Below are 25,369 nucleotides of genomic sequence, written 5' to 3' on the forward strand. Positions count from 1 at the left end.
TCCTTTCTGGCAATGCCAATTTGGAAACTATTCTGTTGTAAATAAGATTATCTATTGTATACTGAAAATAACTACAATATCAGGAGCTGTATTTCTCGGAAAACAGCAATATAATTATCAATTTATCGGAGGAATCGCATATGGATTTTAAAGAAAAATTAAACGAATACATAGAACAGTTAGGCTGTACTTCCAAAGAGTTGGCGCAGGCAAGCGGACTTTCTGCTGCTACGATCAGCCGCTATCGTTCCGGTGACCGGCTTCCGCAATGGGACTCAGAAAATTATAACAAACTGATTGCTGGTCTTTCCGGACTTGCACAGGAAAAATGCATCTCTTCTCTTACAGAGTCTGCCATTTCCGAAACGTTATCCATATTTTCTGAGAATACATTTGTAGATATCCACCGGTTGCAGACAAATTTTAACTATTTGTTAAATACACTCTCGTTGAATGTATCCGAACTTTCCCGTGCGCTGAATTATGATGCTTCCTACATTTCACGCATTCGGAATGGACAGCGTAAACCGGCAGATCCACAAGAATTTGCAACAAAAATCACCGACTTTGTTACGCATAAATATCAGGATGTCTCACAGAAGTCGCAGATAGCCGCTCTGATCGGATGTGATGCAGATGCGTTTAAAGATCCAGACATTTACAGAACTTCTCTTTTTCACTGGCTGACCGATCAGACGCAGCCTTCGAAGAATTATATGGCAGATTTTCTGAAAAAACTGGAACAGTTTGATCTCAACGAATATATCCGTGCCATTCATTTTGATGAGATGAAGGTTCCGACTGCACCTTTCCAGTTTCCGACTTCCCGGAGTTATTACGGATTAAAAGAAATGATGGACAGCGAACTCGCTTTCTTAAAAGCAACCGTGCTTTCAAAATCTGTGGAACCCGTTGCCATGTACAGCGATATGCCTATGGGCGAGATGGCAAAAGATCCGGAATTTCCAAAAAAATGGATGTTCGGTATGGCAATGATGTTAAAAAAAGGACTGCATCTCAACCAGATCCATAACCTTGACCGTTCCTTTGAAGATATGATGCTTGGTCTGGAGAGCTGGATTCCAATGTATATGACCGGACAGATTTCTCCTTATTACCTGAAAGGATCGCCCGGAAATATATTTTCTCATTTTTTAAAAGTCTCCGGCACTGCTGCGCTCTCCGGCGAAGCAATCTGTGGCTATCACAGCGAAGGGCGCTATTACCTTACAAAAAACAAAGAAGAAGTTGCACATTACCGCAAACGCGCGGACAGACTTCTCTCCAAGGCATCTCCGCTTATGAAGATCTACCGTCTGGAACAGGCTCAGGACTTCCAGAATTTCCGTCTGCAGAACGCACATACGCACGGAGAGCGGCATTATATTCTCTCTTCTCTGTCACTTTACACAATGACAGATGGGCTTCTGGAACAGATTCTGGCTCACAACCAGTTAACACCGGACGAACAGGCTCAGATCATAGATTATGTACGATCTTCCAGAGATTTTTCAGAAGAGCTCCTGGCTCACAGCCCGGTTACAGAAGAAATACCACTCCTGACAGAAGAGGAATTTGCAAAATATCCGATGACTTTATCTCTTTCCGGTATGTTTCTGGAAAAAGATGTCTTTTATACATGGGAAGAATATCAGACTCATCTACATCTGCTGCAAGAATACCACGAAAAACATCCTCTGTACCACGTAAAGCCAAATTCCTCGCCTGCCTTCCGCAACATTCAGATCTGTATTCTTCGCGGGAAATATGTCATGGTATCTAAAGAGAAAGCTCCTTCGATCCATTTTCTCATCCAGCATCCGAAGATGGTAAACGCTTTTGAAAATATGATCATTCCTGTGACAGAAGAAGAGACAGCCCCTTACTGATTGTGATTTGATTTTTTAACAATTGCCAGTTACAACCGTTTTCCCCAGTCAAAAGGAAAATCCTTTTACTTACCCGCAGGTAAATAAAAGGATTTTCCACATTTTATTTCTTATTTATTTTGTAAGCCCCGATTTTGCTTTACTCCATGCGGAATAAAGTTTCACAGATTTTCCATTCACTTTCACAGTCTTATAAGTGCGGATTCTTACGTAATATTTCTTCTTTGCTTTTAACTTGGAAATCGCTTTGCTCACTGTTTTATTCTTCGTGATCGTCGCGGTCTTTGCACCCTTGAACTTAGACGATGTTCCGTACTGCAACTGATATCCGGTCGTCTGTGTCGCCTGTTTTTTCCACTTCACAGTCAGCTTCTTCTTACCTGCTGTCAGTTTGGAAATGCTTGTTGTCTTCGGAACGATCTTAAATGTCTTCTTCGCTGTTCCGCTGTAATTATTCTTCAGTGTGATCGTAACGGTATAACTTCCGACATTCTTGCGTCCCTTCGCATAAGCTATGGAATAATCTGTTTTTGCAAGTGTCTTGCCTTTGCTGTTCTTTACTGTTACGGATGGTGTTTTCACTTTGCCGTTGTAGGTATAAGATGTTGCAGCGATCTTGATACCGGATGCTTTTGGAAGGACTTCAGAAGAAAATACATTTCCACAAACCGAACACTGCTTTTCAACTTTTCCGTCTTTGGAAGTCGTTGCCTTAATTACTTTTTCCTTCGGTGCATCTGTGGTGCAGTTATCTTCTTCTACCGCCGTACATCTTTCCGTAGTACAGTGACGTTTATGTTTACCCTCACCGATAAACTCCCAGTCACTCCATGCATGTTCATCACTCTTCGGTATTACGAGCTGTTCCTGTGTGACATTCTCTTTTCCCTCTTCGTCAAGGAAGAGCTTTTTGCAGCCTTCGCGCTTACATTTCCAGTATTCTTTCTTTCCTTCACTCTGACAGGTCGCCGGATCACCTTCATAATGTTCCATATCGTGTCCAAGCGCCGGTTTGGTCTGTTCCTTCAGCGTTTCGTTACAGCCTGCGTCTGTACATTTATAAGAGGTAACTCCATTCTCTGTACAGGTTGCAGCTTTCACAGACTGCTGAAAATGGTGTGGCTTTTTTGCTACGGTAACCTGGAAGCTGCTGCTTAAGTTACCTACCGATATTTTTACTGTATGTGTGCCGGTTTTGTCCGAAGAAAATGTCGTATCCACATCATATAAGCCGACTGCCATAATAGAAGTACTGCCTCGTTTTAAAGTTACTGTTAAACCGTTCAGTCTCAGCTTTTCACCGTAATAATAATCCTTTTTCACACTGTCCGTGTTCAGGATCAGCTCCAGTGGTTTCAGACGAAGTGGATTGCCTGTACTGCTGTCGTTCGTCAGATAACCTGCGCCTCCGTAACCAATTTTATCACAATTAAAATTCTCTTCTTTACGAACCTGTGGTGCATTTCCCTGCTCTACCTTTGCAGATGTATTTCCCGTATAATTGGATTCATCCGCATCTGTTCCAGAATAAACAATGCAATTATCCGCTGTCAGACCCGAACTCATTCCTACGAATGTGCCAAACAATCTGTTGTATGCATAATCTGAAGTCTTCTCTGTTTTCCGGAAGCTCCAGCAATTATTCATTTTAGACTTACTGTATGCACTTCCGATCAGTCCTCCTGTATAGCTTCCCGGCGATTCCGTATCCGTACACCAGTTTACAATCTCGCCTCCCTCTCGTCCACTATAGGTAAGTGTTCCGCTGTTATCCATATATCCAACAAGTCCACCAACGTTACCTTTGACACTTCCATTTGGAGATCCTATATTCATAGCTACATTTCTTGTAATACATCCGGTTATACTGCCACCATTCACCATGCCGGCAATACCACCGGCATATACTTTTCCGCTATTTCCCGGTGTAAATATAATCTTACTGTCTACAACTTCACACCTTTCAATTCTTCCACTTTTGTTTACTTTACCTGCGATAACTCCTATTCTGTAAATACCGCCACTTACACCTTGGGGATTCAGATTTTCATTTTCGATAATCAGATCCTGCACTGCACCGGAAAGATTGGTAAACATTCCATAAAAGGATATACCTGTTATATCAATATTCGAAAATTTATGTCCGTTTCCAAAAAACTGTCCAGTAAACTCACGAGATACCGGATTAAATAATGTCGTTGAAAAATCCAGGTCTGCTTCCAGTGATATTATTGCATTCGAGAATTCTTCGCCCCTTGAAAATTTATCATAGTCATCAAGCGTTTTAATCACATACGGATACTCCACGGTTCCATATCCACCGGATAATTTCCCCGCTTTAATGGTAAATGTATACGTGTGCAGTTTGATCTTCTGATCTGAAACAGTACAGTACATATCCACTTTAATCTCTTTGCCTTCTGCCAGATTCTCATTAAATGTAAGTTTATTACCGTCCACCTGAACCTGATTGTCAGATGTTTCATAACTGTATTTACATACATTTCCGAATATCTTGCTGTACTTGCTTCCAAAATACGCATCCAGGATCTGTTCTGACTCCGGCAGAGAAGCGGAAGAGCCCGGTTCCACATCCATCTGGCTGTCCTTCAACGTACGGTTCGTTGTACCACCATCTCCCTGATATAACACTTTCTGATTTTCCACCGAACAGAAATGTTTATTCAGATCATAGAACATCCGGGCTGTCGTTGTTACATTCGTTTCCAGTACCGTCTTTAAATTATTCTTGATCTCGGACTTTGACAACAGGATATCCTGCCCTACCTGATAGCTGCCCAGATTATTTTGTCTGATATAAGTATTCTGATATAAGATCAGTGCCATATAATAGTAATTTGCCAGACAATAGCTATAATACGTCTGCGCTACAAACTGTTTGATCGCATCCGCAATCTGGCTGTCGCTGTAGCCTGCCAGCTTATAATATGCACATAAGATATCAATGACTGATCCCGGATTCGTCTTCTCATATTTTCCCTGGATATATTTTCCCATGTTGTTCATCAACGAATAATAATCACCGGTATATTCGATACCTTTCAGTTCATACACTCTGTCATACGCATTTTTTATAATTTCATCTTTCTTTTCTCCCTGTGATGGGTCTTCCGTATAAGCTGATTTCAGCGTAGTTTCACAGCGTGCGGTTGCTTCCAGAAACTTATTATAAAATTTAAAATAGTCATTCAGATAGTCCTCATAACTTCGTTTCTGATCTGTCTGATCAATCTTTTTACCAAGAGCTTCAATCTGACCTTTGATTTCCTCCGTATTCTTCTGCATATCGCTTTCCAGCTTATTCAGGGAAATGCTCTGCTTATCAAGAGAACTCTGGATACTGGCAAGTTCGGATTGTACCTCGCTTAAATCCACTTGATTTACAATAACCGTACTTCCCGGCGATTCATTACCGCCAATTCCTAATATCTCTTTTCCGATATTTTTAAACGTACCGAAAAATGCTTTTCCTGCATCCCAGTCTTCTTTTTTCGCTGTCTCATATGCATTCATTCCGCCGCGGACAACGCAGCCCATTCTCTCAACAATTCCTAAGATGTCAAATGCTTCCACCTGCTGCATCTGCGTCACCGGCGCTACGCCCGCCAGCATACACACGATCAGCAGCGTGCTTATAATCCTCTTCCACGCTCGTTTCCTCATAAACTACCTCCTTTGCGTATCAAATCTGATACTTATATAAAGGCAGAAAAAGGAAAATCCTTTCACTTATACGATCAATCATCATTGAAAATTTCTCAACTTATAACACCACAATACAAAGATATGTAACACAGAGATGCTGTGGATATATAATTTACAAGTTTTATATTATACGTTAAAATATAAACATGATTTTTAAGAAACGAGGGAAATAGAATGGCAACTACAGAAGAACATTGCACAGGCTGTGAGAACGCCTGTCCGATCAATGCATTAAGCTGTGCAAGGGGACGCGCTCTTCACGGAATTGCTGAGACAGCAACGAAAGAAACTCTTGTCCGGAAGCTGATCCGCTGTGGCGCACGCGCCGGACAGATAGCAGATGACCTCGACAGCTGGGGATTGGAAGAAGATATGGTGATCAACGGACTGAACAGCGAACAACAGACACAATTATCCGATGCTCTGGATAAATTAGACGAATTATGGAAGAAGAATTTCGGGTAAATCAGAGAATAAAGAACTTTTCGTTTCCATAGCAAGCGAAAAAATGAAGAAATAAGAGAAAAGGCAAGGCACGATTCTTAAGAGTCATGCCTCGCCTTTTTATTTTTTATTTTTTTACCGGAAAGTACATACTTTCCTTAATTTCATTCAATCTCTATGCTCAAACTCTAAGCTGTCGCTTTCTTATCGTCCGTTTTTTCAAGCAATTTCTTCACTCCCTGAATAGCTACAAGCACACCAAGAATCAGCAGTAATACCGCAAAGATAAGCTGTAAAGTATTTCCAACATCCAGTCCGGTTGTCATGAATGCTTTGCTTAATTTAACGATTGTCATGCTAAGTGCTGTAAATGTAACTGCCATCATGAATACCATTGGTCCCCAGAGCATGAATCCCTGACGTTTTGTTTTCTTTAAGAATACAGCGCAGGCTACCAGTGCAAGTACAGATAATAACTGGTTTGCTGAACCAAACAGTGGCCAGATCTCTGCATATCCGACTTTTGTAAGTAGATAAGCAAGTACTAAAGTAATGATGGTTGCAAAATATTTATTTGTTACTACTTTTAAGAACGGACTCATGTTGTCCTGATCTACATCGTCATCAAGGAAGAATTCCTGGAAAGAAAGACGTCCTACTCTGGCTACAGAGTCAAGTGATGTCAGTGCAAATGCAGATACTGCAAGGTTGATAAGTGTAAATACAAGGCTATGTGGTAAACCAACCACTGACAGGAAGTTTGCGATTGCTCCCGCAAAAATCTGTGGCTGTGTTGTCAATCCCTGTGCTGCTGCTTCACCTTTTGCAAAAGAAGCAACTGCGATCAGTGCTATAACTGCAAGCATACTCTCCATTAACATTGCTCCGAAAGATACAGGAAGCATGTTTTTCTCATTCTTGATCTGTTTAGAAGCAGTACCGGAAGATACCAGTGAATGGAATCCGGAAACTGCACCACATGCGATTGTTACGAATAAGATTGGGAACATATACTGTCCGTCAACATTAAAGCTTGTAAATGCTTTCAGGTTGCAGGATGGATTTGATACAAATACACCAATAACTGCTCCAACGATCATGAAGATCAACAGATAACTGTTCAGATAATCTCGCGGCTGAAGCAATGCCCATACCGGCGCCACACTGGCAACCAGGATATATGCAAAAATGATGACATGCCATACTCCAAGGCTTAAGTATACCGGGAAATGAAGTCCAAGTGCTACTGCTAATACTAATAATACAATTGCTACTGCTGTGTTTACCCATTTGTTGAATTTTGTATATTTCAGGAACATTCCAAGTCCGACAGCTTCAATGATAAATAACATAGAAGTTGTTGCTACAGCTCCGTTTGCAACTACTTTTGTAATCTTTCCGGCTTCATCTGCATTGAATCCGTTAAATGTTCCGGCTACAACATCTGCAAATGCTGCTACGACCAGAATACAGAACAGCCAGCAGAATAACAGGAATAATTTCTTTCCTAATTTTCCAATATACTCTTCAATAATGTAACCGATTGTACGTCCTTTGTTCTTAACAGATGCATACATAGATGCAAAATCCTGAACAGCGCCGAAGAATACACCACCGACCAGGATCCAAAGCAGAACCGGAAGCCATCCGAAAATGGCTGCCTGGATTGGTCCGTTGATCGGACCTGCACCTGCGATTGATGCAAACTGATGTCCAAATACTACGTTTGTGTCAGCAGGTACATAATCAACTCCGTCTTCCATCTCATATGCCGGAGTTTTGGCATTCGGATCAATGCCCCATTTGTTTTGAAGATAACGGCCATACAGAAGATATGCTCCTCCGAGTACAACAATGGCAATTACCATCATCAATATTCCACTCATAAAGTAATTCCTCTTTTCTTTTTATTATTTATTAGTAATCTATATAAAAAAACGCCTTTGCTGTCCTTCCGGACAACAAAGGCGGAACTTTCCGTGGTACCACTTTGTATTATTGTAATTATTGCTAATTACAATCACTTGTTACTGTCTACCCAAAATATTTTATGCAGATTCTTTATTATAATCTGTCTGTTCAACTTCTGAATAAAATTTTCTTTAAACAGTTTCTTCTGTAACGTGAAGATTACGTCCCTGCCTACTTTTTATGCTCTTCCTGATTCCGTCTGTTCAGCGGGATGCTCCTGGGTGATATCTCAAAAGTCTTTCTGTCGTTTCACACCAACCAACGACTCTCTGAATTCCGGATGTTTTGTGACGTATCCCTTTCATCGCATTTCTTATACATATGTTTTTATCAATTTATTTTTTATACATAATGTTTTACACTTTTTTGTTTTGAATTTCAAGATTATATTTCAACAACTTTATTGATTTTTCCGATTATTTTTTATGCATATTTATAAAATTTCCGCTAAAAATATACTTTTCTGTTCCATTTACAACATGCGTTTGCATTATTGCAATCAATAATATCTAATAATATAGCCTTTATATTAGGATTTGCCTTACATAATATAAAAAGGTATAATAAAGCGTAAACTATAATATACATATTCTACTGCTCCGACCTGGAGTTTACAGAATATGAAAAAGTATAATAACAGGTGATATTATGCAAATAACTTACATTAACCACAGTGGATTTTTGGTTGAAACTGCGAACTGCTACTACATTTTTGACTACTATAAAGGTGAGCTTCCAAAACTTGATAAGAGTAAAGAGGTTATCGTCTTTTGCAGTCATTTTCATCCGGATCATTTCAATCCAAAGATTTTTAAGATTCTGAATGATATGGAAATGACTTATCAGGCAGTTTTAGCGAAGGATATCAGCAAAAAGAAGTACCCGGCAGGAGTGAAGATCACAACTGCTCATCATGATCAGGAATATATTCTTGACAACGGTACGCGCATCCATACACTGCTTTCTAACGACAGTGGTGTCGCATTTATCGTCAAAACAGACGATGGCACGATCTACCATGCCGGTGACCTGAATGACTGGTATTGGGAGGGTGAGCCTGATGAAGACAACCGCCAGATGACCTCTATGTATCGTGCTGAAATTAACAAGATCAAGGGCGATCATTTTGATGTTGCTTTCGTCCCTCTTGATCCAAGGCAGGAGAGCCACTATGCAGACGGAATGATTTATTTTCTGGATAATATAGACTGCAAAAATGTTTTTCCAATGCATTATTGGAATAAGCCGGATATAATCACCAAATTCATTACCGAATATCCACAATACCCATCACGAATCAGAAATACAGAATTAGCAAAAGGAGAAGAACTATGAGCTTTAAGATGATTCACGAAAACTACAATGTGTCCGACCTGGACAGATCCATCAAATTTTACAATGATGCACTTGACTTACATGAAGTAAGAAGAAAAACTACAGACGATTTTATCATTGCATATTTAAGCAATGATTCCAGTGATTTTGAACTAGAACTGACCTGGCTTAAGGAACACCCGCAGGCATATGATCTTGGCGAATGTGAATTTCATCTGGCATTTAAAGCAGATGATTATAAAGCAGCTCACAAGAAGCATGAAGAAATGGGCTGCATTTGCTTTGAAAACCCGGAAATGGGCATCTATTTCATTGAAGATCCGGACGGGTACTGGCTTGAAATCCTGCCTTAAACAAAACGAAGGGGGTGTCGACATAATTAACAAGTTATTTCACGGCACAACTCTAAAGGAAAAATGCACTGCCTTTTCAGGCAGTGCATCTTAAACGTTGCAACTGGCTGTCATTTTACAGACCCTATAGCTTTACGTCTCAGCCTTTCGACTGATTTGCCAACGAATCTTTTATTTGTATTATATTGTATTTTTTTCATCAATTCTGTCTATTATAAATATTTCATCATTGTTGGCACAAGAATGTTCATATCAACAGGCTTTGCAACATGAGCATTCATTCCAACAGAAAGAACCTTTTGTGTATCTTCTGCAAAGGCATTGGCAGTCATCGCAATAATCGGAATCCTGGCTTTTTTCGTATCCTTCATCTTTCGGATTGCTAATGTGGCATCATATCCGTTCATAACCGGCATCTGAATATCCATAAGGATCATCTTGTAATAACCGGCATCCGCTTTTTCAATCATGTCAACGCATGCAACACCATCATTTGCGGTCTCAACAATACAGCCTTCTTCCTTCAATAGTTCTGTTGCAATCTCCGTGTTGATCTTATTATCTTCGACTAATAAGATTCGAACACCATTCAAGCAATTCTTATTGTTCAGATTACTATTTTTCTTCACTATAGAGTCTTCTTTTGATGCTTTCCTGCATGGAATAGTTACTGTAAATGTGGAACCTTTACCTTGCTTGCTTTTCACTTCTATAGTTCCATCCATGAGTTCAACAAGCTTTTTCGTAATGCACATTCCGATGCCGCTGCCCTCAATATGACTGGATGTAGTGTTACGTTCTCTTTCAAAAATTTCAAAAATACGCTTTTGAAATTCCTCAGACATACCAATTCCATTATCGGTAATAGTAACGATCATATTGCACCAATCTTCTCTTTCGCAAGATTTCTGTATAACATTACAGGATATCGTACCTCCTGTATTTGTATACTTTATTGCATTGCTTATAATATTAAGACAGACTTCTGACAGGTGCGGTGCATCCATATATACATACGGATACATGATTTGTTCTGCCAGAGAGATCGTCTGGTTTTTACTTTCTGCCTGTTGTTGGAACATAATGACACAATTTTCAAAGCATTCATGGACATTCGAAACAGTGTATTCCATTTCGACCTTGTTATTTTCAATTCTTGCAATGTCCAAAACATTACCTAGCATCGACAAAAGTTCTTTTCCGCATATTTGGATTTCTTCAAGATATCTGCCAAGCTTATCTGTTTCTTTCAAATGTCTGGATGCGAGATCTGCATAGCCAATGATCGCATTCATAGGAGTCCTGATGTCATGAGACATATTATACAGAAATGATGATTTTGCTTTATTTGCACATTCTGCTTTTAATTTAGCTTCCCGCAATTCTTCCTCTTGCTTTAATTCCCGCATTTTTTCATCTGTCACATCTCGATTCGCAATCAGCACGGATGTAACATTTCCATTTTTATCATAACTCTGCGGAACAACCATGGAAAGAAACCATGATCCATTCTTCTTTTTGAATTCAGAAGACATAGATTCTTTATTATGAAGACGTGCCGCCATGGTTTGTATATCAAAAAAATCTATATACTTCTGCACAAATGGCTCTGCTATAATATCTTCTATAATCTTGAACTGAGGCTTCCAATCTGCGATATTATCTTTTATATCCAAATCTGTTTTTCGGGATCTTTTGACAAGTTCGATCTTTTTCGTTTTTAAGTTCAGCCTTGAGATTTGATAATAGGCAGTGCCTAATGCATGAAAGGCCTGCCGGTTTTTTTTCACCTGCTTTCCCAATGTAAGAGGGAACTCTTCGCCGTCCATCTGCTCCAAATCCGGTGTTGACTGATGCAGATGCTGAACCAGCCATTTTCCATTCGTCCACTTGTAGATAATCGTAAATCTTGTCTCCATTTTAAAACAGATCGAACCATCTTTAAACAGACCAATAAAATCTACTGTTCCATGTGCAAGAACATGGTCATCATCAAGCCGTTCTTCTTCCTGATGTAAATTTTGTATTTCGATTCTGATTTTACTTCTTCGTTTTATACCAACTTTAAATGATTCTAAAAACTCATGTAGATTCGTAAACAACTCATGTTTCCCGGTTCCAATCAGACTAATATTTTCATCAAAATAATTCTCTATACCAAAATCATTTATTGATTCGGCATTAATATATATTTTCAAAAGTTGCTCTGTAAGTTTTTTGAAATCATTCATACGCTTCCCTCTCTCTTAAAAGACTGAAAAGGCTTTAAGTTTTCTGTTTTATTTTTAAAATTTATCCACGTTTCATTCTCTTCCAAAAAAGTCTGAATATACATGTCAAATTGCTTACTTTATTATATCACAGCGACATATTATTCCGCCATCATTTTTCATGACATATGTTCATGACAATTTCCCCAAGAAGAAATAATAATATATTTGGTGGCTACACCCGGATCTGACTGTGCATTAAATGTACTTGCTATATATTTTAACTTTTTAATAATATTATCTTTGCGAAGATAAAAGAAATGGATTTTATGTATTGTGATTGTTGTTAGGGCAAGACCCTAACAAAGAAAAAGAGCATATGGAATTTGAATCCATACACTCTATGATTTCATAAACTTAAAGTTATTACTCTGTCAGTCGATTCTCCTCGCCCCAGACACAGAGCTGATCCAGCACCTTCATCAGCGACTTTCCACGCTCAGACAAGGAGTACTCCACCTTCGGTGGGATCTGCGGATACTCGGTACGGACGATCAGTCTATCTGCTTCCAGTTCCTTGAGATTCATGCTGAGGGTCTTGTCGGAAATGGTTTTCAGATACCGTTTCAGTTCATTGAACCGCACGGTTTCAAACTCCATCAGGCAGTAAAGAATGACCATCTTGTGCTTGCCGGAGATCAGCGACAACGTGTAGGCAAAGCCAGTGTCCTCGAAATTGGCGTTCTCAATATAGTTCTGTATCATTTACTTTCTCCTAAGATAGTACCTATCATAATTGCCAGTACTTGAATTTATAATATGCATGGATATAATTATAAGCAGGAGGAACAGTCCTGTCAATATGATCACAAGGAGGAGTTATCATGAGAACAAAACTGAAAATTACCGAAGGCATTTTTCCCATGCCGGTTCTGATGGTTGCAACTTACAACGAGGACGGCAGCGTCAATGTCATGAATGCCGCATGGGGTACCATGCAGGAGCGGGATTCCGTTGTTCTGAACCTCACCGAGACACACAAGACCGTACAGAACATCAAGACTCGGGGAGCATTCACCATCAGCGTTGCCGATGCAGCCCACATAGTGGAAGCAGACTATTTCGGCGTAGAGTCCGGCAATAAAGTTGCCGATAAATTTGCCCGCAGCGGTCTGACCGCCAGCAAAGCAGAAAAAGTAGATGCCCCTGTCATCAACGAATTTCCTCTCTGCCTGGAGTGCAGGTTCATCGAGTATCAGAATAATGAATACGGATGCGGCGTCATCGGCAAGGTGGTCAATGTCACTGCCGATGAGAGCGTTATGGTGGATGGGAAAATTGATATGTCTAAGGTCAACGCCATCGCATTTGACCCCTACACCCACGGCTATTATAAAGTCACCGAGCGTGTGGGCGAAGCATTTCGAGATGGCTTAAAGCTGAAAAAGTAAGGTGTGCAGAAAAGGAGCTTTCGCATAAGCAAAGGCTCCTTCTTATTTCTCTTTAGTGATTATTGATCAATAAATTGGGCTTCGTCCCCCCCAAGTTTTATATTTCTTATGGTTTTCTTCAACAACTTCATATCAACTGGTTTTGAAATATGAGCATTCATTCCAGCAGCGAGAGTGTGCTGCATATCCTCTGAAAATGCATTGGCAGTCATAGCAATAATCGGGATCGTCTTTGCCTGTTCATGTGAACTTCTACGGATTGCCTTCGTTGCCTCATAACCATTCATAACAGGCATTTGTACATCCATCAAGATCATATCATACTCACCGGGCACGGACTGTTCAAATGCTTCCAAAATCCTTTTGCCATTTTCACAAATAGTACACTCTGCACCTTCAAGCTTTAATAATTCCATTAGGATTTCTGCATTCAACTCATTATCCTCTGCACAAAGGAAGCGCATTCCATCCAGAATATCACTATCTGTCTCATGCATTTCTATCTGTTCTGTCGAAGAAACTACTCTGTTCTCCACAATTTTTAGATTTAAGATTACTTTAAAACTACTTCCGCGATTCGGTTCGCTTTCAACCTCAATCGTTCCCCCCATCGATTCAACCAGATTTTTAGTGATTGCCATTCCCAGACCAGTTCCCTGTATTTTGTTTGTTACGGAACTTTCTGCACGAATAAACGCGTCAAAGATAGTTTCTTTAAAATCAGCAGACATTCCCATACCATTGTCACTGACTATAAAATGATATTTTCCATATGTAGAAGAGTTTGTCTCACTTTCTTCTGCTATAAACTGGATTACTCCACCTTCCTGTGTGTACTTTATTGCATTAGACAACAGATTACTGAAAATCTGCATCAGATGAACCTTGTCGCCATTTACCCACTCATGTTTAAGGTTTTCTTTTATGATTATAAAACTCTGATTTTTTTCGTTTGCCTGTGAATGAAATATTGTATTGAGTTCTTCTATAAAATCCAGAATAGAAAAATCAGAATATTTGAAAACTGTTTTTCCAGCTTCAATCTTGCTCATATCCAAAACATCATTAATAATTCCTAATAGATGCTGAGAAGAAATAGCTATTTTATCTGTATACTCTATAACTTTTTCTTTGTCACCGGCATTATGTCTGATTAATGATATAATACCAATGATTGCGTTCATAGGTGTGCGAATATCATGCGACATATTGGATAAAAAATCTGTTTTTGCCTTATTTGCATTTTCAGCGGTCTGTAGAGCCTCAGTAGCAATGTTCTTAGCCTTTTTCAGATTTTTATTAACTTCTTCCATTTCGCTTATAGCCATTGCCTGAAGCTCATTGTTTCTTTTTTCAAATTTAACTTTTTGATTTGCAATACTGAATCTGGAAATACTGTAGAATAATCCAGCAAAAAGCAAGATTATAAATCCTGTCATGAGCATTGTAGTAAACCCAATCATTTTCTGGTATTCTTTCAACACATTATCTACTGTCGCTTTTTTTACAATACAAATCAACATCGTATTGTTGCTTTCTATCGGACAATATCCCAAATAATAAGGCTCATCTTTCCCCAAAAGTTCTACTCCCTTTTTTCTCCCCGCAATCTTTTTATTCAGAGAATCAAACTCTTTTTCTGTTATAGCATAATCACTTTTCAAATGTTTCAGTAATGAATAATTTCGAAAAAAAATGTCATCCTTCTGGTTCGTATAAGTAATATTTCCATCATCATCCAACATGAAGAGATATGCACTTCCATCATATCCTCCAAGATCTAACATGGAGTCTAATTTCGAATGATCATACACTGTTCCAATCGCTGTATAAGTTTCCCCATTAATCGTATATTCCTGACATGGAATTGCTACCAAATAACCGTCTTTTTTCACTTGTTCAAATTCAAAAGCGACCAATTTTCCAATATTAAATCCGTTTCTCAAATCCAGCAAAAGCTTACTAGGCATATCAACTTTCAGTTTTGTTCCATCTGAGGTTATAGCTTTTCCATTTTCCTGTAGAAATAAAAGTGTACTCTCAGATTCTTTTTCCCATGCCTTAAAAAAGTTTCGGTTATTATCCGTTTCAAGGGATATTTTCTTCTCTTTATGCAGATAGCTCTCAACTAAATGTAACTGTCTATAGTATCCACTCACTTGCATATCATAGGTCTGTTGAATCTGTTCGACAACAGCTTCCATACTGATTTCTCCATTTACCTCAATATATGTATTCATCCTATTCAACAGAAACTTTACAAAAACAAAACTTAAAAGAATGAAAATTATGACAAACAATGGCATTATTATTTTTTTCTCTTAATTATCTCTTGTTCTATTTGCACTTTATTTTTCAACCTCTATATAGTCTTCTGGTGCTGACGGTTGCTGCCCATTTGACATGGCCGCAATCCATGCACTAGATAATGTTGTATCCTCTATTTGCTCAATAGCACATTTTGGATTAATTTTTTTCAAAATAGATTTTGTCGTATCCGTAAGAAGAATGGAATATTCTTTTTCTGTGTCTATTTTTTTATCATTTATTGTTATATCCTTTAATGAGAATCCGTTTTCTTCGTTTTTGACAATTATTTTCATACCAGATGCAATCGGCAATTCGTATTTTGTGGTTACATAAAAATTCTCATCAGCCTCTGTAAGATATTTTTTAACGAGTTCATAAACCTGCTCACCGTTGAGCTTTACAAGATATAATGGGGTATCTGAATTCTTCGCTGTCATCAGACCGACCCGGCTGCTGGTGCATTCTCCTTTGTAAATAGAAGAAGTATAATAATAATATGGTGTCAGAGCCAACTGTGCGTCATTTTCTTCTCTGATTGTAGTTAAAATAGATGATGCTGCATCTCGACCGCTCTTATCATTCAATGAAATGGAATACTCGTTTTCAAAATTCACTGTACTTTTTTCTTTTGAATCTTTACTATTCATTGCACTACGAAAAGCATTATAAGCCTGCATTTCATCCATTTTTCCTGATAATAATCCGTGAACAGCTTCAAGACTGGCATCGAATGATTTTTGAGCAGAATATCGGATATAAATAGAAGTATCCTTAATTTCTTCTTCCAAGCCTGGTACATTCTGCATCATTGATGGAACATCTGTGTTAAACGAAATCACACCACTTCCATCTGCAATCAGTTTTTGTCCCTGTTCCGAGTTCATACAATCCAGCACATCTAATGCTGTATCCAGTTTTTCCTGGTTTTTTTCCAATTCTTTATTGAATGCAATATTTAAGGATGGGAACATATACACAAAAGAACTATCTGAAGTCTGTGAAAAATAAGGAATACGAATTAGTTCCGCATCCATCTGATCTTGTAATTTTTGCATATCTGTAGGCTGTCCATGAAACATTGCTGATTTTCCTTCAACAAACATCTGAGTTCCTGTATTACTATTAACATTAATATCCTCTTCACTAAAATGCGAATCTTTAAGGAACTGACTTGTTTCCGAAAAAATTCTTTTCCATAGTACGTCGTCAAATTTTATTTCACCAGCTGAAGTTTCGGCTTTGTTTCGCCAGTCAATACCATCCAAACTTGTAAATTCACCAATCGCTGCCGCCTGAATTATTTCTTGATTTGACCAGTCTTCTGCAAGGTCCATCGAGTAAGGTTTTATACCCTTATCATAAAATTGCTGGCAAACCTGTACGTATTCTTCATAATTTTCCGGAACTTTGATTCCATACTGATCAAACAGTGTCTTGTTGGCAATAATCGTCTGCGGAAGTGCACAGATTGGCAACCACTGAATTTCATCATCTGTATTCTTATAATATTCCACTGCATAGGAATAGTACTTAGAAACCACATCATAAGAAGCAAAATCCATAAGATATGGCTGTAAATCCTGCGCATCCGTTCCAGAGAATCGACGTACTGTCATGATGTCCGGCAACTCACCCTGCTCTTTAAAATAGCTATATAAATCAGTGTCATTATTTCCAATAATAAATTCAATATCCTGATCCGGAAACTGCTCATGGATATAAGGAGCAATATTTTTCATTAAACGATTTTCCCACAGATACACGGTAAGGTGATCGTCTTTTTTAGATTGTCCACATCCAGCCAAAATACCAGTTACTAAAAGTACACCTGACACCAATGCGGCCAGATAACATTTTGTTTTTTGCATACGTCAACTTCCTTATTCTTTCGATTAAAACACATTTCAATATTTTCGTTTTACAAGCCCTTTAGCTTTGTGTCACAGATTTTCATCTGCTTTGTCTCAATTCTTCTAATTATAGCATTCTATTTTTTCACGTCTATATTTTTCACGTTAATGTAAAAAAAATTTTTATTTTTTCTTTTCCCCCACTGTAAAACAGCCTCTGAGCGTTTCGTTATATAGAGGGGTACAAATAAGAGCAAGACCGCTCCTTGAAAGGGACTTATACCACAGAACAATTACTCCACACTTTAAAAGACATAAAATTTACGGATATAGAAGAACATGACTTCATGATGACTATACAGCGATAGCTCCTTATATTTTCGGAAATCGGAAAATAAAACTCGTTCCGATACCTTCGATACTTTCAACATGAATGGTTCCATTGTGGAGATTTACAATCCAACGCACCATAGAAAGGCCGAGTCCGGTACCGCCATTTTCTCTGGAACGGCTTTTGTCTATACGATAGAAACGCTCCCAGATTCTGTCCAGGTGTTCCTCACTTATTCCAATACCATCATCTTTCACTTCACCGACAATCTGGTCATTTTCGACCTTCAGGATAACATGGATATGTCCATTTATTTTTCCGTAATTGATGGCGTTTGTTATTAAATTTATCATCATACGCAAAATCAATGTCTGGTCGCCGTTCATAAATAAGTCATCCTGCTTTTGCAGGGTGATCTCAATATTTTTTTCCTGTGCTTTTGTCTGCAGTTCTTCTATTACGAATTCGCTTAATAATCCAAAATCCAGTTTTTCCATCAGATGCTGCTCGCCCTGTTCGTTTCTGGCGATCATTAACATTTCGTTTGTCAGCTTTGACATTCGTTTTGCCTGCTTTAAGATGACTGCAATCTCTTCCTTATCTTCCGCAGATAAGTTTTCATTTTCCAATAAGTACTCACACTGGGAAATGATAACAGCAACGGGAGTCCGCAGTTCATGGGATACGTCTGATGTGAATTGACGCTCCTTCTCAAATGAAAGTTCCAATCGCTCGAACATTCCGTTAAATTTCTCCGACAATTCGTATAATTCATCTTTTGCTTTTGGCAGAGACAATCGTTTGGAAAGATCTTTTCCATTGCCGATGTTTTCAACTTCATCGCAGATAAGATCCACCTGTCTCAATGCCCGTTTGATCATAAAATATCCGATGACCCCGATCAGAATAATAAGTAATGGAAATACAATCAACAGCATTTTCTCGGATGTCTGCATGAAAAGTTCTATAGAATGTACAGAGGTAATTCCTCGTACCCATATTTCGTCATCATCACCGTAAGTGTAAATGCTGTCATATATCATCCATTTTCGATTTGATCCGGTTATCATTCGCGGTGTATTCGACTTGAGGATAATTTCTTCTGGAAATTGGGTTGGAATCGTTCCATAAAGTAATCGTCCGTTTTTGTCATAAATACAAAACATAATACCGTCATCGTAAAATTCGGTATCGCCGTCAAGATAAAAGGAATCATCCTGAAAATTAATATTTGAAGAGAAACCGGTCACTGCGGCACTGATTTCTTCTTCTGTCGCAGAAATTCCAACCCTATCCACAAAAAGAAGGACGAAAACTAAAATAGTCCCAAGAACTACGGCAATGATTCCGGTGTACCATAGCGTAATTTTTTTCTTGATCGTCAGCTGTTTCATTCGTTTTCCCTCATTACATATCCGACACCGCGAACAGTGTGGATGAGTTTTTGTTCATATTGTGCATCGATTTTTTTTCGCAAATAGCGAATGTATACGTCGATCACATTGGAACCACCTTCAAAATCAAAGTCCCACGCATTCTGCTCAATCTGCTGTCTTGTCATTACGATATTTTTGTTGCGCATAAGACATTCCAAAACCATAAATTCTTTTGCAGAAAGATCAATCTCGTTCCCGGCTCTTGTAACCTTTCTTGTGTCACGATCCAGAATAAGATCTGCTATTTTTAGTTGATTGGATGTAAATTGTGGCTTTCTACGCATCATGACACGGATTCTTGCAAGCAGTTCTTCAAATGCAAATGGTTTGATCAGGTAATCATCGGCACCAAGATCCAGTCCTTTGACGCGATCTTCAATGCTGTCTTTTGCTGTCAGTAACAGAACCGGTGTATCATCTTCTCGCCGCCTTAATTCTCTTAAGATTTCATATCCGTCCTTTCCCGGCAACATGATATCAAGAATAATACCATCGTAGGAAGTCATATCGATATAATCCATCGCTTCCAGACCATCCCCACAGGCATCTACACTGTAATGTTCCTTGACAAGCCTTTTTTTGACAATGTTTCTTAAATCATTTTCGTCTTCTACAATCAGTAATCTCATAATGTAATTATTATAATACCAATCGTTTTCTGGTGCTAGAGCCCTTTTTTTCATTTTCTGAAATTACTATTTGTTTTAATCTTTTTTTAATCTTCCCCCTATATGATACATATAACAGCAAAAACAAAACACCCAAGAGCCGAAAGGAGAATATGTTATGAAAAAATTATTAGTAGTTTTATTATCCCTCACATTAATATTTGCTTTTACAGGATGCACCTCATCCAATAATGAAGCTGCAGAAGATATGGAAATTAAGACACAGGAAGTTGTAACATCAAATACAGATGACGATGATGATAACATCAGTAACACAGAAAACACAGTAGAGAATGTGAACGAAAAGGATTATGATTTCTCTTCTTATGAAAACGATATCCGTAAAATAACAAAGAAAGTAAACAACGCAAAAACATCTTCAAATGCATCTGAGAATCACAAACATTTCTACACTTTGAAAAAACAGATAGACGCAGTCGATGATGAACTGGATAAACTTGATGATGAATTTGAGCATGCTTACCAGATGAAAGAGATTAGCTTCGAGACATACAAAGCGAGAGAACGCGCGATTGAAAAACTGGAAGATGAACTGGAATTAGCAGAAGAAGCGCTGGAAAACAAATACGGCATTGATGATTAATTCCGTCTGGGCTACAAGAATGTGGCAGAACTTTCTTAATTTCTAAAATCGGGTAGGAGGTAGATAATTATTTTTTGAAAATTTTGTATTTTTCTGAAATTTAGTACAGAAAAGAGCATATGGATTTTCTCCACATGCTCTTTTTTAGTAAACTGTTAATAGACATCAGATATAATAAGATTCGAGCATTATTCTGTCATAGATCAGCAACAGTTGGGAGAGATTGTTTCTTTTCCCACCTTTTTCTGATTTACATCCCCGAATAAGGGGTAACAACAGAGTGGAACCCAAATGTTAGCTGGAAATTGATCATTTTTCATTTCCCAATTGCAATTTTATAGGACTCATTATACTCTTTTTCAATTACTCTGTCACCGGCTCTATCCAACTAATCGATTGGAAACGGATTTGAAATAAGGTGATCTGTAATTATAATTTTCGTTATTTACACTTATCCAGCCAGCCTTCTTTCCATACTTGAACTCAAGATAAATCTTTCCGTTAGAGAGTGTAAGCTTTTTCAAAACTACTTTCTTTCCTGCCGGAACTTTACATGCGACTTTACTACCGTTATAGAGGTTTACTTTTTTTGCAGTTACAAAAGTGTTTTTCTTAAATAATTTACTGTAGTAATCGTTGCGGTCATTGCCGATTATACTTTTTACAGTAGATGTTGTTGTATCTGCTAATACAAGCTTGTTGTTGCTTACTCGATAATCCATCGTCCAATTGAGCCAACCTGTTTCAGCCGGCTGATCTGCATGTTTGAGCGTCAGGCTGTTTTTCTTTGCAGATACGATCTCGCATGCTGTATCATCTAATTTACTTACACATACAAACTTTTTGGATTTATTATCATATCTGTAAATTTTGTTGACATTGATACAGTCATTATCACCGATTGCCATCAGCTGGACGAATTCATTTTTATTTGTCATTCTGGCATACTTCGCATTCACAGAGTTGATGCCCTGATTTGCATAACTCTTAGAATATGCCAGCTTATTATTTACTGTGATTTTCACTCGACTTACACAATCATCTTTTCCTATGATTGTTTTTACGAGTATCTTATCCATCTTACCATCGCCGGTAACATCCGCCGATATTTCCTTTTTGACCGGCACATTTCTTACAGATGCCGCCTTCGTCATCGTCGGAAATGCCAGACACATAGATGCCACAAGGGCACAGGACAAAGCTACTTTTACTGATTTGAAATAAGTATTTTTCATGATGATTTCTCCTTCTATTGCACTACACAAAAACACTGTTCTAATATAAAGATATGCTCTTCATTTACGAAATTATTATAGCAAACAATTATTAAAAATATAGAATAATATTCTTAATATTTCTTTACATTTATCAATCCAGATGATAGCGTGGTTTTCCAACGCTCTTCTTTCCATATTCGATAGCTTCCGCCGGGCAATAGCAGATGCATGCCATACAATGTGTACAGGCATCACAATCTGCGCTGTTCCCATATACTGCCATTTCTTTTTCTCGGCAAGCCTGCGATTATATTTTGCTGCATCTCCGATTTCACTGCCACAATCCATCACAAACCAGATTCGCTTCGCACCTGTAAGCTTTCATTTTTTCATAAAACCTATTCTGTTTTTCGATTTCTGTGCTATAATGCTTTATTGTAAAAATTCCCATAGACAAAACGAGGTGAACCAAGTGAAAAAAAAAACACTTGTGCCTCTTATCACTTTTTTACTGGGCATATGCCTTGTTAGTTTGATTGTATACAAAACAGACACCCACGAAAAAGAGCAGAGACACATAACAGCACAATTAAACGTAGCCACCTATGGCGAACGAATAAAGAATGAAATTACAAATGGAATTGAGATCACAGATACCTTGAAGCAAATCTTAATAAGTGAAGATGGCGAAATCCATCAGTTTGAAACAATTGCAGGAAATCTTATGTCTGATTCTATTGAAAGTGTACAGCTCGCTCCTAATGGTGTTGTTACAGATATTTATCCGGCTAATGGAAATGAGACAGGTAAGATTGATTTGATCCATGATAAAGACCGCGGAAAAATTTCCTGTTACGCAAGAGACAACCATACAATCATTACGCAGGGCCCCTTCAAATTAAAACAGAGAGGATATGGAATTGCAGTCCGCAATCCCGTATACCTGAAAGATAAAAACGGACATGAGTATTTCTGGGGATTTACTATTGTTATCCTGCGTGTTCCGGATATTTTTTCAGATTCAATCAGTGCACTTTCAAATTTTGGATACGAATATAAAATTTCAAAAACAGTCGCTCCATGGAGTGATACTTATAAAGTGGTTTATCAATCAGATGGGCAAACAAATCATCCTGTTTCTTATACATTTACAATAGGAGATGAAAACTGGAAATTTGAAGTAAGCCCTAAAAGTGGATGGAGAAATGCCACTCTACTGATAATCATCATCGGAATGTTTCTTACAATAAGCCTTCTCCTGTCAGTTCTTACCAGAATATGGTTAGTAGAAAATGAACATAAGAAAAAGTTTCAGATACTGGCGCGCACAGATTCTCTTACAAATATTTATAACCGCTATGGATTTGATGAATTTGCAGAAAAAATGATTCAAAAAAATCCAAAAGCACATTTTGTGGCTGCGCTCCTTGATATCGATGATTTCAAGTTTATTAATGATATCTATGGACATAATTACGGAGACAGGGCACTAAAGAATCTTGCAGACAGCATGAAGACTTTTTTCCCATCCGATGCATTACTTGGAAGAAATGGTGGTGACGAATTCTGCATTCTTTTACCAAATTGTACTTTTGCAGAAGCAGATATACAGCTGCAGAAATTCACCAAACTTCCTAAATCATTCTCATACCATGGTAAGGAACATGCATTTTATATTTCTCTAGGATATGCAGAATATCCAACATTTGCATCCAATCGTTCACAACTCATGCGCTGCGCAGATGCCGCTCTTTATGAAATAAAGCTTCGTGGAAAAAATGGATGTATGGTCTACAGAGAAGGATTTCGGTCAGGTGCCCGCAAACAACTTGGATTCACATTCAAGGATATCTCTGAACATCTTCCAGGTGCATTCATCATATACAGAGCTGACAAAGAAGATGATGAACTATTTTTTGCAAATGATGAATTTCTTCATATGTCCGGATATAAAGATATAGATGAACTGTTCAGACTTACTGAGAAAAGTTTTCGCAACTTGATTCGTGAAGATGAACAGCAACAGATAGAATCAAGTATCTGGGAACAGATTGACAACGGCAATGAAAATGACTATATTCACTTTCATCTTAGAAAAGCTGACGGAACTTATTTTTCTGTTCTTGATCAGGGAAGAATTGTAGAGAGCCCGCAATACGGGAAAGTATTTTATGTATTGTTCATGGATTGGGAAGATATGCATATTCGTTACAATGATAAATTCGCAAGATAAAATATTGCAAAAAACAGAGCGTATGATCTATTTTCATATAATGTTTATGTCGGCAAGCTCTATCAAAAGGAAATCGACTTTGTTGCTCAGAGAAGCAACGAGAAGTTTTATATTCAGATCAGCGACAACATTTCCGGGCAGTAAACATTTGAGAGAAAATGCTTTCCTCGGCTTCAGATTCGAAATGCTTATCCGAAAATGATTATTGCTAGAACCAAACATCCCCAATATAGCTATGAAGGAATCGTAATTCACGATATAGCCGATTGGTTACTACAAGAATAAGCAAGGCGAAATATCTCCAGCATTCTCTTTTGAAATGATGGAGATATTTTTATTATGACGGAGATTGCAGATGAATTCAGACGAAGCATCCTTCGAAAAGAGTTTTATATGGATGTACTGAACTGTGATCCGATGTCTTTTGACAAGAAATGCGAACTGACACCCCCAGCCCCTGTAGAATAAATAACGCTAGTACTGGATATCAAAAATCCCGCACCGGCGTTATTTATTAAAATATTTTGTTTTTTAATCTTCAACACTCTCTACTGAAACTTCTTTTTTCTTCCTACTTTTACCAGAAATCATCTTGTGTCCTGTATAAATAGCCATAATCATGCAAAGCAAAGAACTTGCTGCAAAGTACTTATGACCTTCTTTTGATCCCTTATAACCTGTATAAAAAGTTCCAAGCATTGTAATCAGTGCACCGATAGACCAATATTTATGTGATTTCATTCAGATACCTCCTGCCATTTTTGTTAATCATATACCTTTTAAAAGATATATACAAACTAGAATTGTTCAAGCTTTTCAAATACTAACGTTCTTAATTCTGTTCAATAATTGATTTATAGTAGTTACCAAAGTCAGCAAGTGAATTAACAATTGGAAGCATTTTTGTTCCGAGTTCCGTTAAGCCGTATTCAACTCTCGGTGGCTGCTCATGGTAATCGTGGCGATATGCCAGCCCATCACTCATCATTTGTCTTAAACTATCTGTCAAAACCTTTTGTGAAATACCATCTATACTTCGTTGTAGCTCATTGAATCTCCATGGACGCTCTTTTAAGTTACGCAAAATCAGCAGTTTCCATTTTCCTCCGATAAGAGATACTGCTGTTGCAACTGGGCATTCCGGTAATTCTTCTTTTGCTCGCATAATTCCCACCTCCGAGTCTATTGTAACACATTCATTTTTGAGTGTACAGTTACAAAAAGGTGCGTACTTGTTTTTGTATGTGTCTCACACTATACTAATACCAAGCAACCAGAAACTACAAATTTAGAGATGAGCAAAACACATTAATTCAAAAGTAGGACGTGGCAGTTAGTTTC

At 38.1% G+C, this 25,369-nt stretch carries 19 protein-coding genes, 2 pseudogenes and 1 riboswitch; of the genes and pseudogenes, 9 read left to right on the forward strand and 12 right to left on the reverse strand.

What is annotated here, in order from left to right; genetic code table 11:
• Window positions 1-140 precede the first annotated feature (140 nt).
• Window positions 141-1,889, forward strand: a complete 1,749-nt coding sequence (locus tag DW125_RS09520) for a helix-turn-helix domain-containing protein (protein ID WP_117537976.1) — start codon at window positions 141-143, stop codon at window positions 1,887-1,889.
• 114 nt (window positions 1,890-2,003) lie between these two features.
• Here the strand turns inward: DW125_RS09520 and DW125_RS14265 are convergent, their stop codons facing one another.
• Window positions 2,004-5,573 carry a bacterial Ig-like domain-containing protein gene (locus tag DW125_RS14265; protein WP_242992950.1) on the reverse strand — a complete coding sequence of 1,190 codons (3,570 nt, stop codon included), beginning with the start codon at window positions 5,571-5,573 and terminating at the stop codon, window positions 2,004-2,006.
• A 216-nt stretch (window positions 5,574-5,789) separates the two neighbouring features.
• Between DW125_RS14265 and DW125_RS09530 the strand changes: the two genes are divergently transcribed.
• Window positions 5,790-6,080 carry a hypothetical protein gene (locus DW125_RS09530; protein ID WP_117537977.1) on the forward strand — a complete coding sequence of 97 codons (291 nt, stop codon included), beginning with the start codon at window positions 5,790-5,792 and terminating at the stop codon, window positions 6,078-6,080.
• A gap of 167 nt (window positions 6,081-6,247) precedes the next feature.
• On the opposite strand, the gene DW125_RS09535 is transcribed toward DW125_RS09530, so the two are convergent.
• Window positions 6,248-7,945 carry a carbon starvation CstA family protein gene (locus DW125_RS09535; RefSeq protein ID WP_117537978.1) on the reverse strand — a complete coding sequence of 566 codons (1,698 nt, stop codon included), beginning with the start codon at window positions 7,943-7,945 and terminating at the stop codon, window positions 6,248-6,250.
• Window positions 7,946-8,678: 733 nt separating this feature from the next.
• Here DW125_RS09535 and DW125_RS09540 point away from each other — a divergent pair.
• Both DW125_RS09540 and DW125_RS09545 read left to right on the forward strand, forming a co-directional pair.
• The gene (locus DW125_RS09540) at window positions 8,679-9,365 is read left to right on the forward strand and encodes an MBL fold metallo-hydrolase (protein ID WP_117537979.1); all 687 of its coding nucleotides are present in this window, start codon (window positions 8,679-8,681) and stop codon (window positions 9,363-9,365) included.
• Entirely contained in the window at window positions 9,362-9,718 is a 357-nt protein-coding gene (locus DW125_RS09545) for a VOC family protein (RefSeq protein ID WP_117537980.1), read from the forward strand. The genes DW125_RS09540 and DW125_RS09545 overlap by 4 nt, the downstream gene beginning before the upstream one ends.
• Window positions 9,719-9,813: 95 nt before the next feature.
• A riboswitch (cyclic di-GMP riboswitch) is annotated at window positions 9,814-9,889 on the reverse strand.
• A gap of 41 nt (window positions 9,890-9,930) precedes the next feature.
• On the opposite strand, the gene DW125_RS09550 is transcribed toward DW125_RS09545, so the two are convergent.
• Together DW125_RS09550 and DW125_RS09555 are read right to left on the reverse strand one after the other, a co-directional pair.
• Window positions 9,931-11,949 (reverse strand): ATP-binding protein, encoded by a 2,019-nt coding sequence (locus tag DW125_RS09550; RefSeq protein ID WP_117537981.1) that lies wholly within the window; start codon window positions 11,947-11,949, stop codon window positions 9,931-9,933.
• 405 nt (window positions 11,950-12,354) lie between these two features.
• Window positions 12,355-12,693 (reverse strand): winged helix-turn-helix transcriptional regulator, encoded by a 339-nt coding sequence (locus DW125_RS09555; RefSeq protein ID WP_117537982.1) that lies wholly within the window; start codon window positions 12,691-12,693, stop codon window positions 12,355-12,357.
• 119 nt (window positions 12,694-12,812) lie between these two features.
• Here DW125_RS09555 and DW125_RS09560 point away from each other — a divergent pair, with 119 nt between their 5' ends.
• Entirely contained in the window at window positions 12,813-13,379 is a 567-nt protein-coding gene (locus DW125_RS09560) for a flavin reductase family protein (RefSeq protein ID WP_117537983.1), read from the forward strand.
• Between the two features lie 59 nt (window positions 13,380-13,438).
• Here the strand turns inward: DW125_RS09560 and DW125_RS09565 are convergent, their stop codons facing one another.
• The 4 genes from DW125_RS09565 to DW125_RS09585 all read right to left on the reverse strand — a co-directional run bounded on the left by DW125_RS09565 (window position 13,439) and on the right by DW125_RS09585 (window position 19,935).
• Window positions 13,439-15,583, reverse strand: coding sequence for an ATP-binding protein (locus tag DW125_RS09565; RefSeq protein ID WP_117537999.1), 2,145 nt, complete (start codon window positions 15,581-15,583; stop codon window positions 13,439-13,441).
• Window positions 15,584-15,727: 144 nt separating this feature from the next.
• Window positions 15,728-17,557: an ABC transporter substrate-binding protein gene (locus DW125_RS09570; protein ID WP_117537984.1), complete on the reverse strand. Its 1,830-nt coding sequence runs from the start codon at window positions 17,555-17,557 to the stop codon at window positions 15,728-15,730.
• Between the two features lie 354 nt (window positions 17,558-17,911).
• Entirely contained in the window at window positions 17,912-19,264 is a 1,353-nt protein-coding gene (locus DW125_RS09580; protein ID WP_117537985.1) for a sensor histidine kinase, read from the reverse strand.
• Window positions 19,261-19,935 (reverse strand): response regulator transcription factor, encoded by a 675-nt coding sequence (locus DW125_RS09585; RefSeq protein WP_044919842.1) that lies wholly within the window; start codon window positions 19,933-19,935, stop codon window positions 19,261-19,263. Before DW125_RS09585 ends, DW125_RS09580 begins: the two co-directional genes overlap by 4 nt.
• Before the next feature lie 157 nt (window positions 19,936-20,092).
• Here DW125_RS09585 and DW125_RS09590 point away from each other — a divergent pair, with 157 nt between their 5' ends.
• Window positions 20,093-20,578 (forward strand): entericidin EcnA/B family protein, encoded by a 486-nt coding sequence (locus DW125_RS09590; RefSeq protein ID WP_117537986.1) that lies wholly within the window; start codon window positions 20,093-20,095, stop codon window positions 20,576-20,578.
• Window positions 20,579-20,958: 380 nt separating this feature from the next.
• Here the strand turns inward: DW125_RS09590 and DW125_RS09595 are convergent, their stop codons facing one another.
• Together DW125_RS09595 and DW125_RS14350 are read right to left on the reverse strand one after the other, a co-directional pair.
• Window positions 20,959-21,813 (reverse strand): hypothetical protein, encoded by an 855-nt coding sequence (locus DW125_RS09595; RefSeq protein WP_117537987.1) that lies wholly within the window; start codon window positions 21,811-21,813, stop codon window positions 20,959-20,961.
• Window positions 21,814-21,946: 133 nt separating this feature from the next.
• A pseudogene (locus DW125_RS14350) lies at window positions 21,947-22,042 on the reverse strand (EFR1 family ferrodoxin); the annotation flags it as partial.
• 225 nt (window positions 22,043-22,267) lie between these two features.
• Here DW125_RS14350 and DW125_RS09605 point away from each other — a divergent pair.
• From DW125_RS09605 to DW125_RS14355, 3 genes and pseudogenes are all read left to right on the forward strand, one after another.
• Window positions 22,268-24,028 carry a diguanylate cyclase domain-containing protein gene (locus DW125_RS09605; RefSeq protein ID WP_117537988.1) on the forward strand — a complete coding sequence of 587 codons (1,761 nt, stop codon included), beginning with the start codon at window positions 22,268-22,270 and terminating at the stop codon, window positions 24,026-24,028.
• Between the two features lie 36 nt (window positions 24,029-24,064).
• Window positions 24,065-24,313, forward strand: a pseudogene (locus tag DW125_RS09610) (ATPase); the annotation flags it as partial.
• Between the two features lie 54 nt (window positions 24,314-24,367).
• On the forward strand, window positions 24,368-24,496 hold the full coding sequence (locus DW125_RS14355; RefSeq protein WP_278336573.1) for a hypothetical protein: 129 nt from the start codon (window positions 24,368-24,370) through the stop codon (window positions 24,494-24,496).
• 63 nt (window positions 24,497-24,559) lie between these two features.
• Here the strand turns inward: DW125_RS14355 and DW125_RS09615 are convergent, their stop codons facing one another.
• Both DW125_RS09615 and DW125_RS09620 read right to left on the reverse strand, forming a co-directional pair.
• Window positions 24,560-24,769, reverse strand: a complete 210-nt coding sequence (locus DW125_RS09615) for a DUF6219 family protein (protein ID WP_008392833.1) — start codon at window positions 24,767-24,769, stop codon at window positions 24,560-24,562.
• 91 nt (window positions 24,770-24,860) lie between these two features.
• Window positions 24,861-25,193 carry a winged helix-turn-helix transcriptional regulator gene (locus DW125_RS09620; RefSeq protein WP_008373705.1) on the reverse strand — a complete coding sequence of 111 codons (333 nt, stop codon included), beginning with the start codon at window positions 25,191-25,193 and terminating at the stop codon, window positions 24,861-24,863.
• Window positions 25,194-25,369 lie beyond the last annotated feature (176 nt).

Source organism: Dorea sp. AM10-31 (genome assembly GCF_003435815.1).
Taxonomy (GTDB): domain Bacteria; phylum Bacillota; class Clostridia; order Lachnospirales; family Lachnospiraceae; genus Dorea_D; species Dorea_D hominis.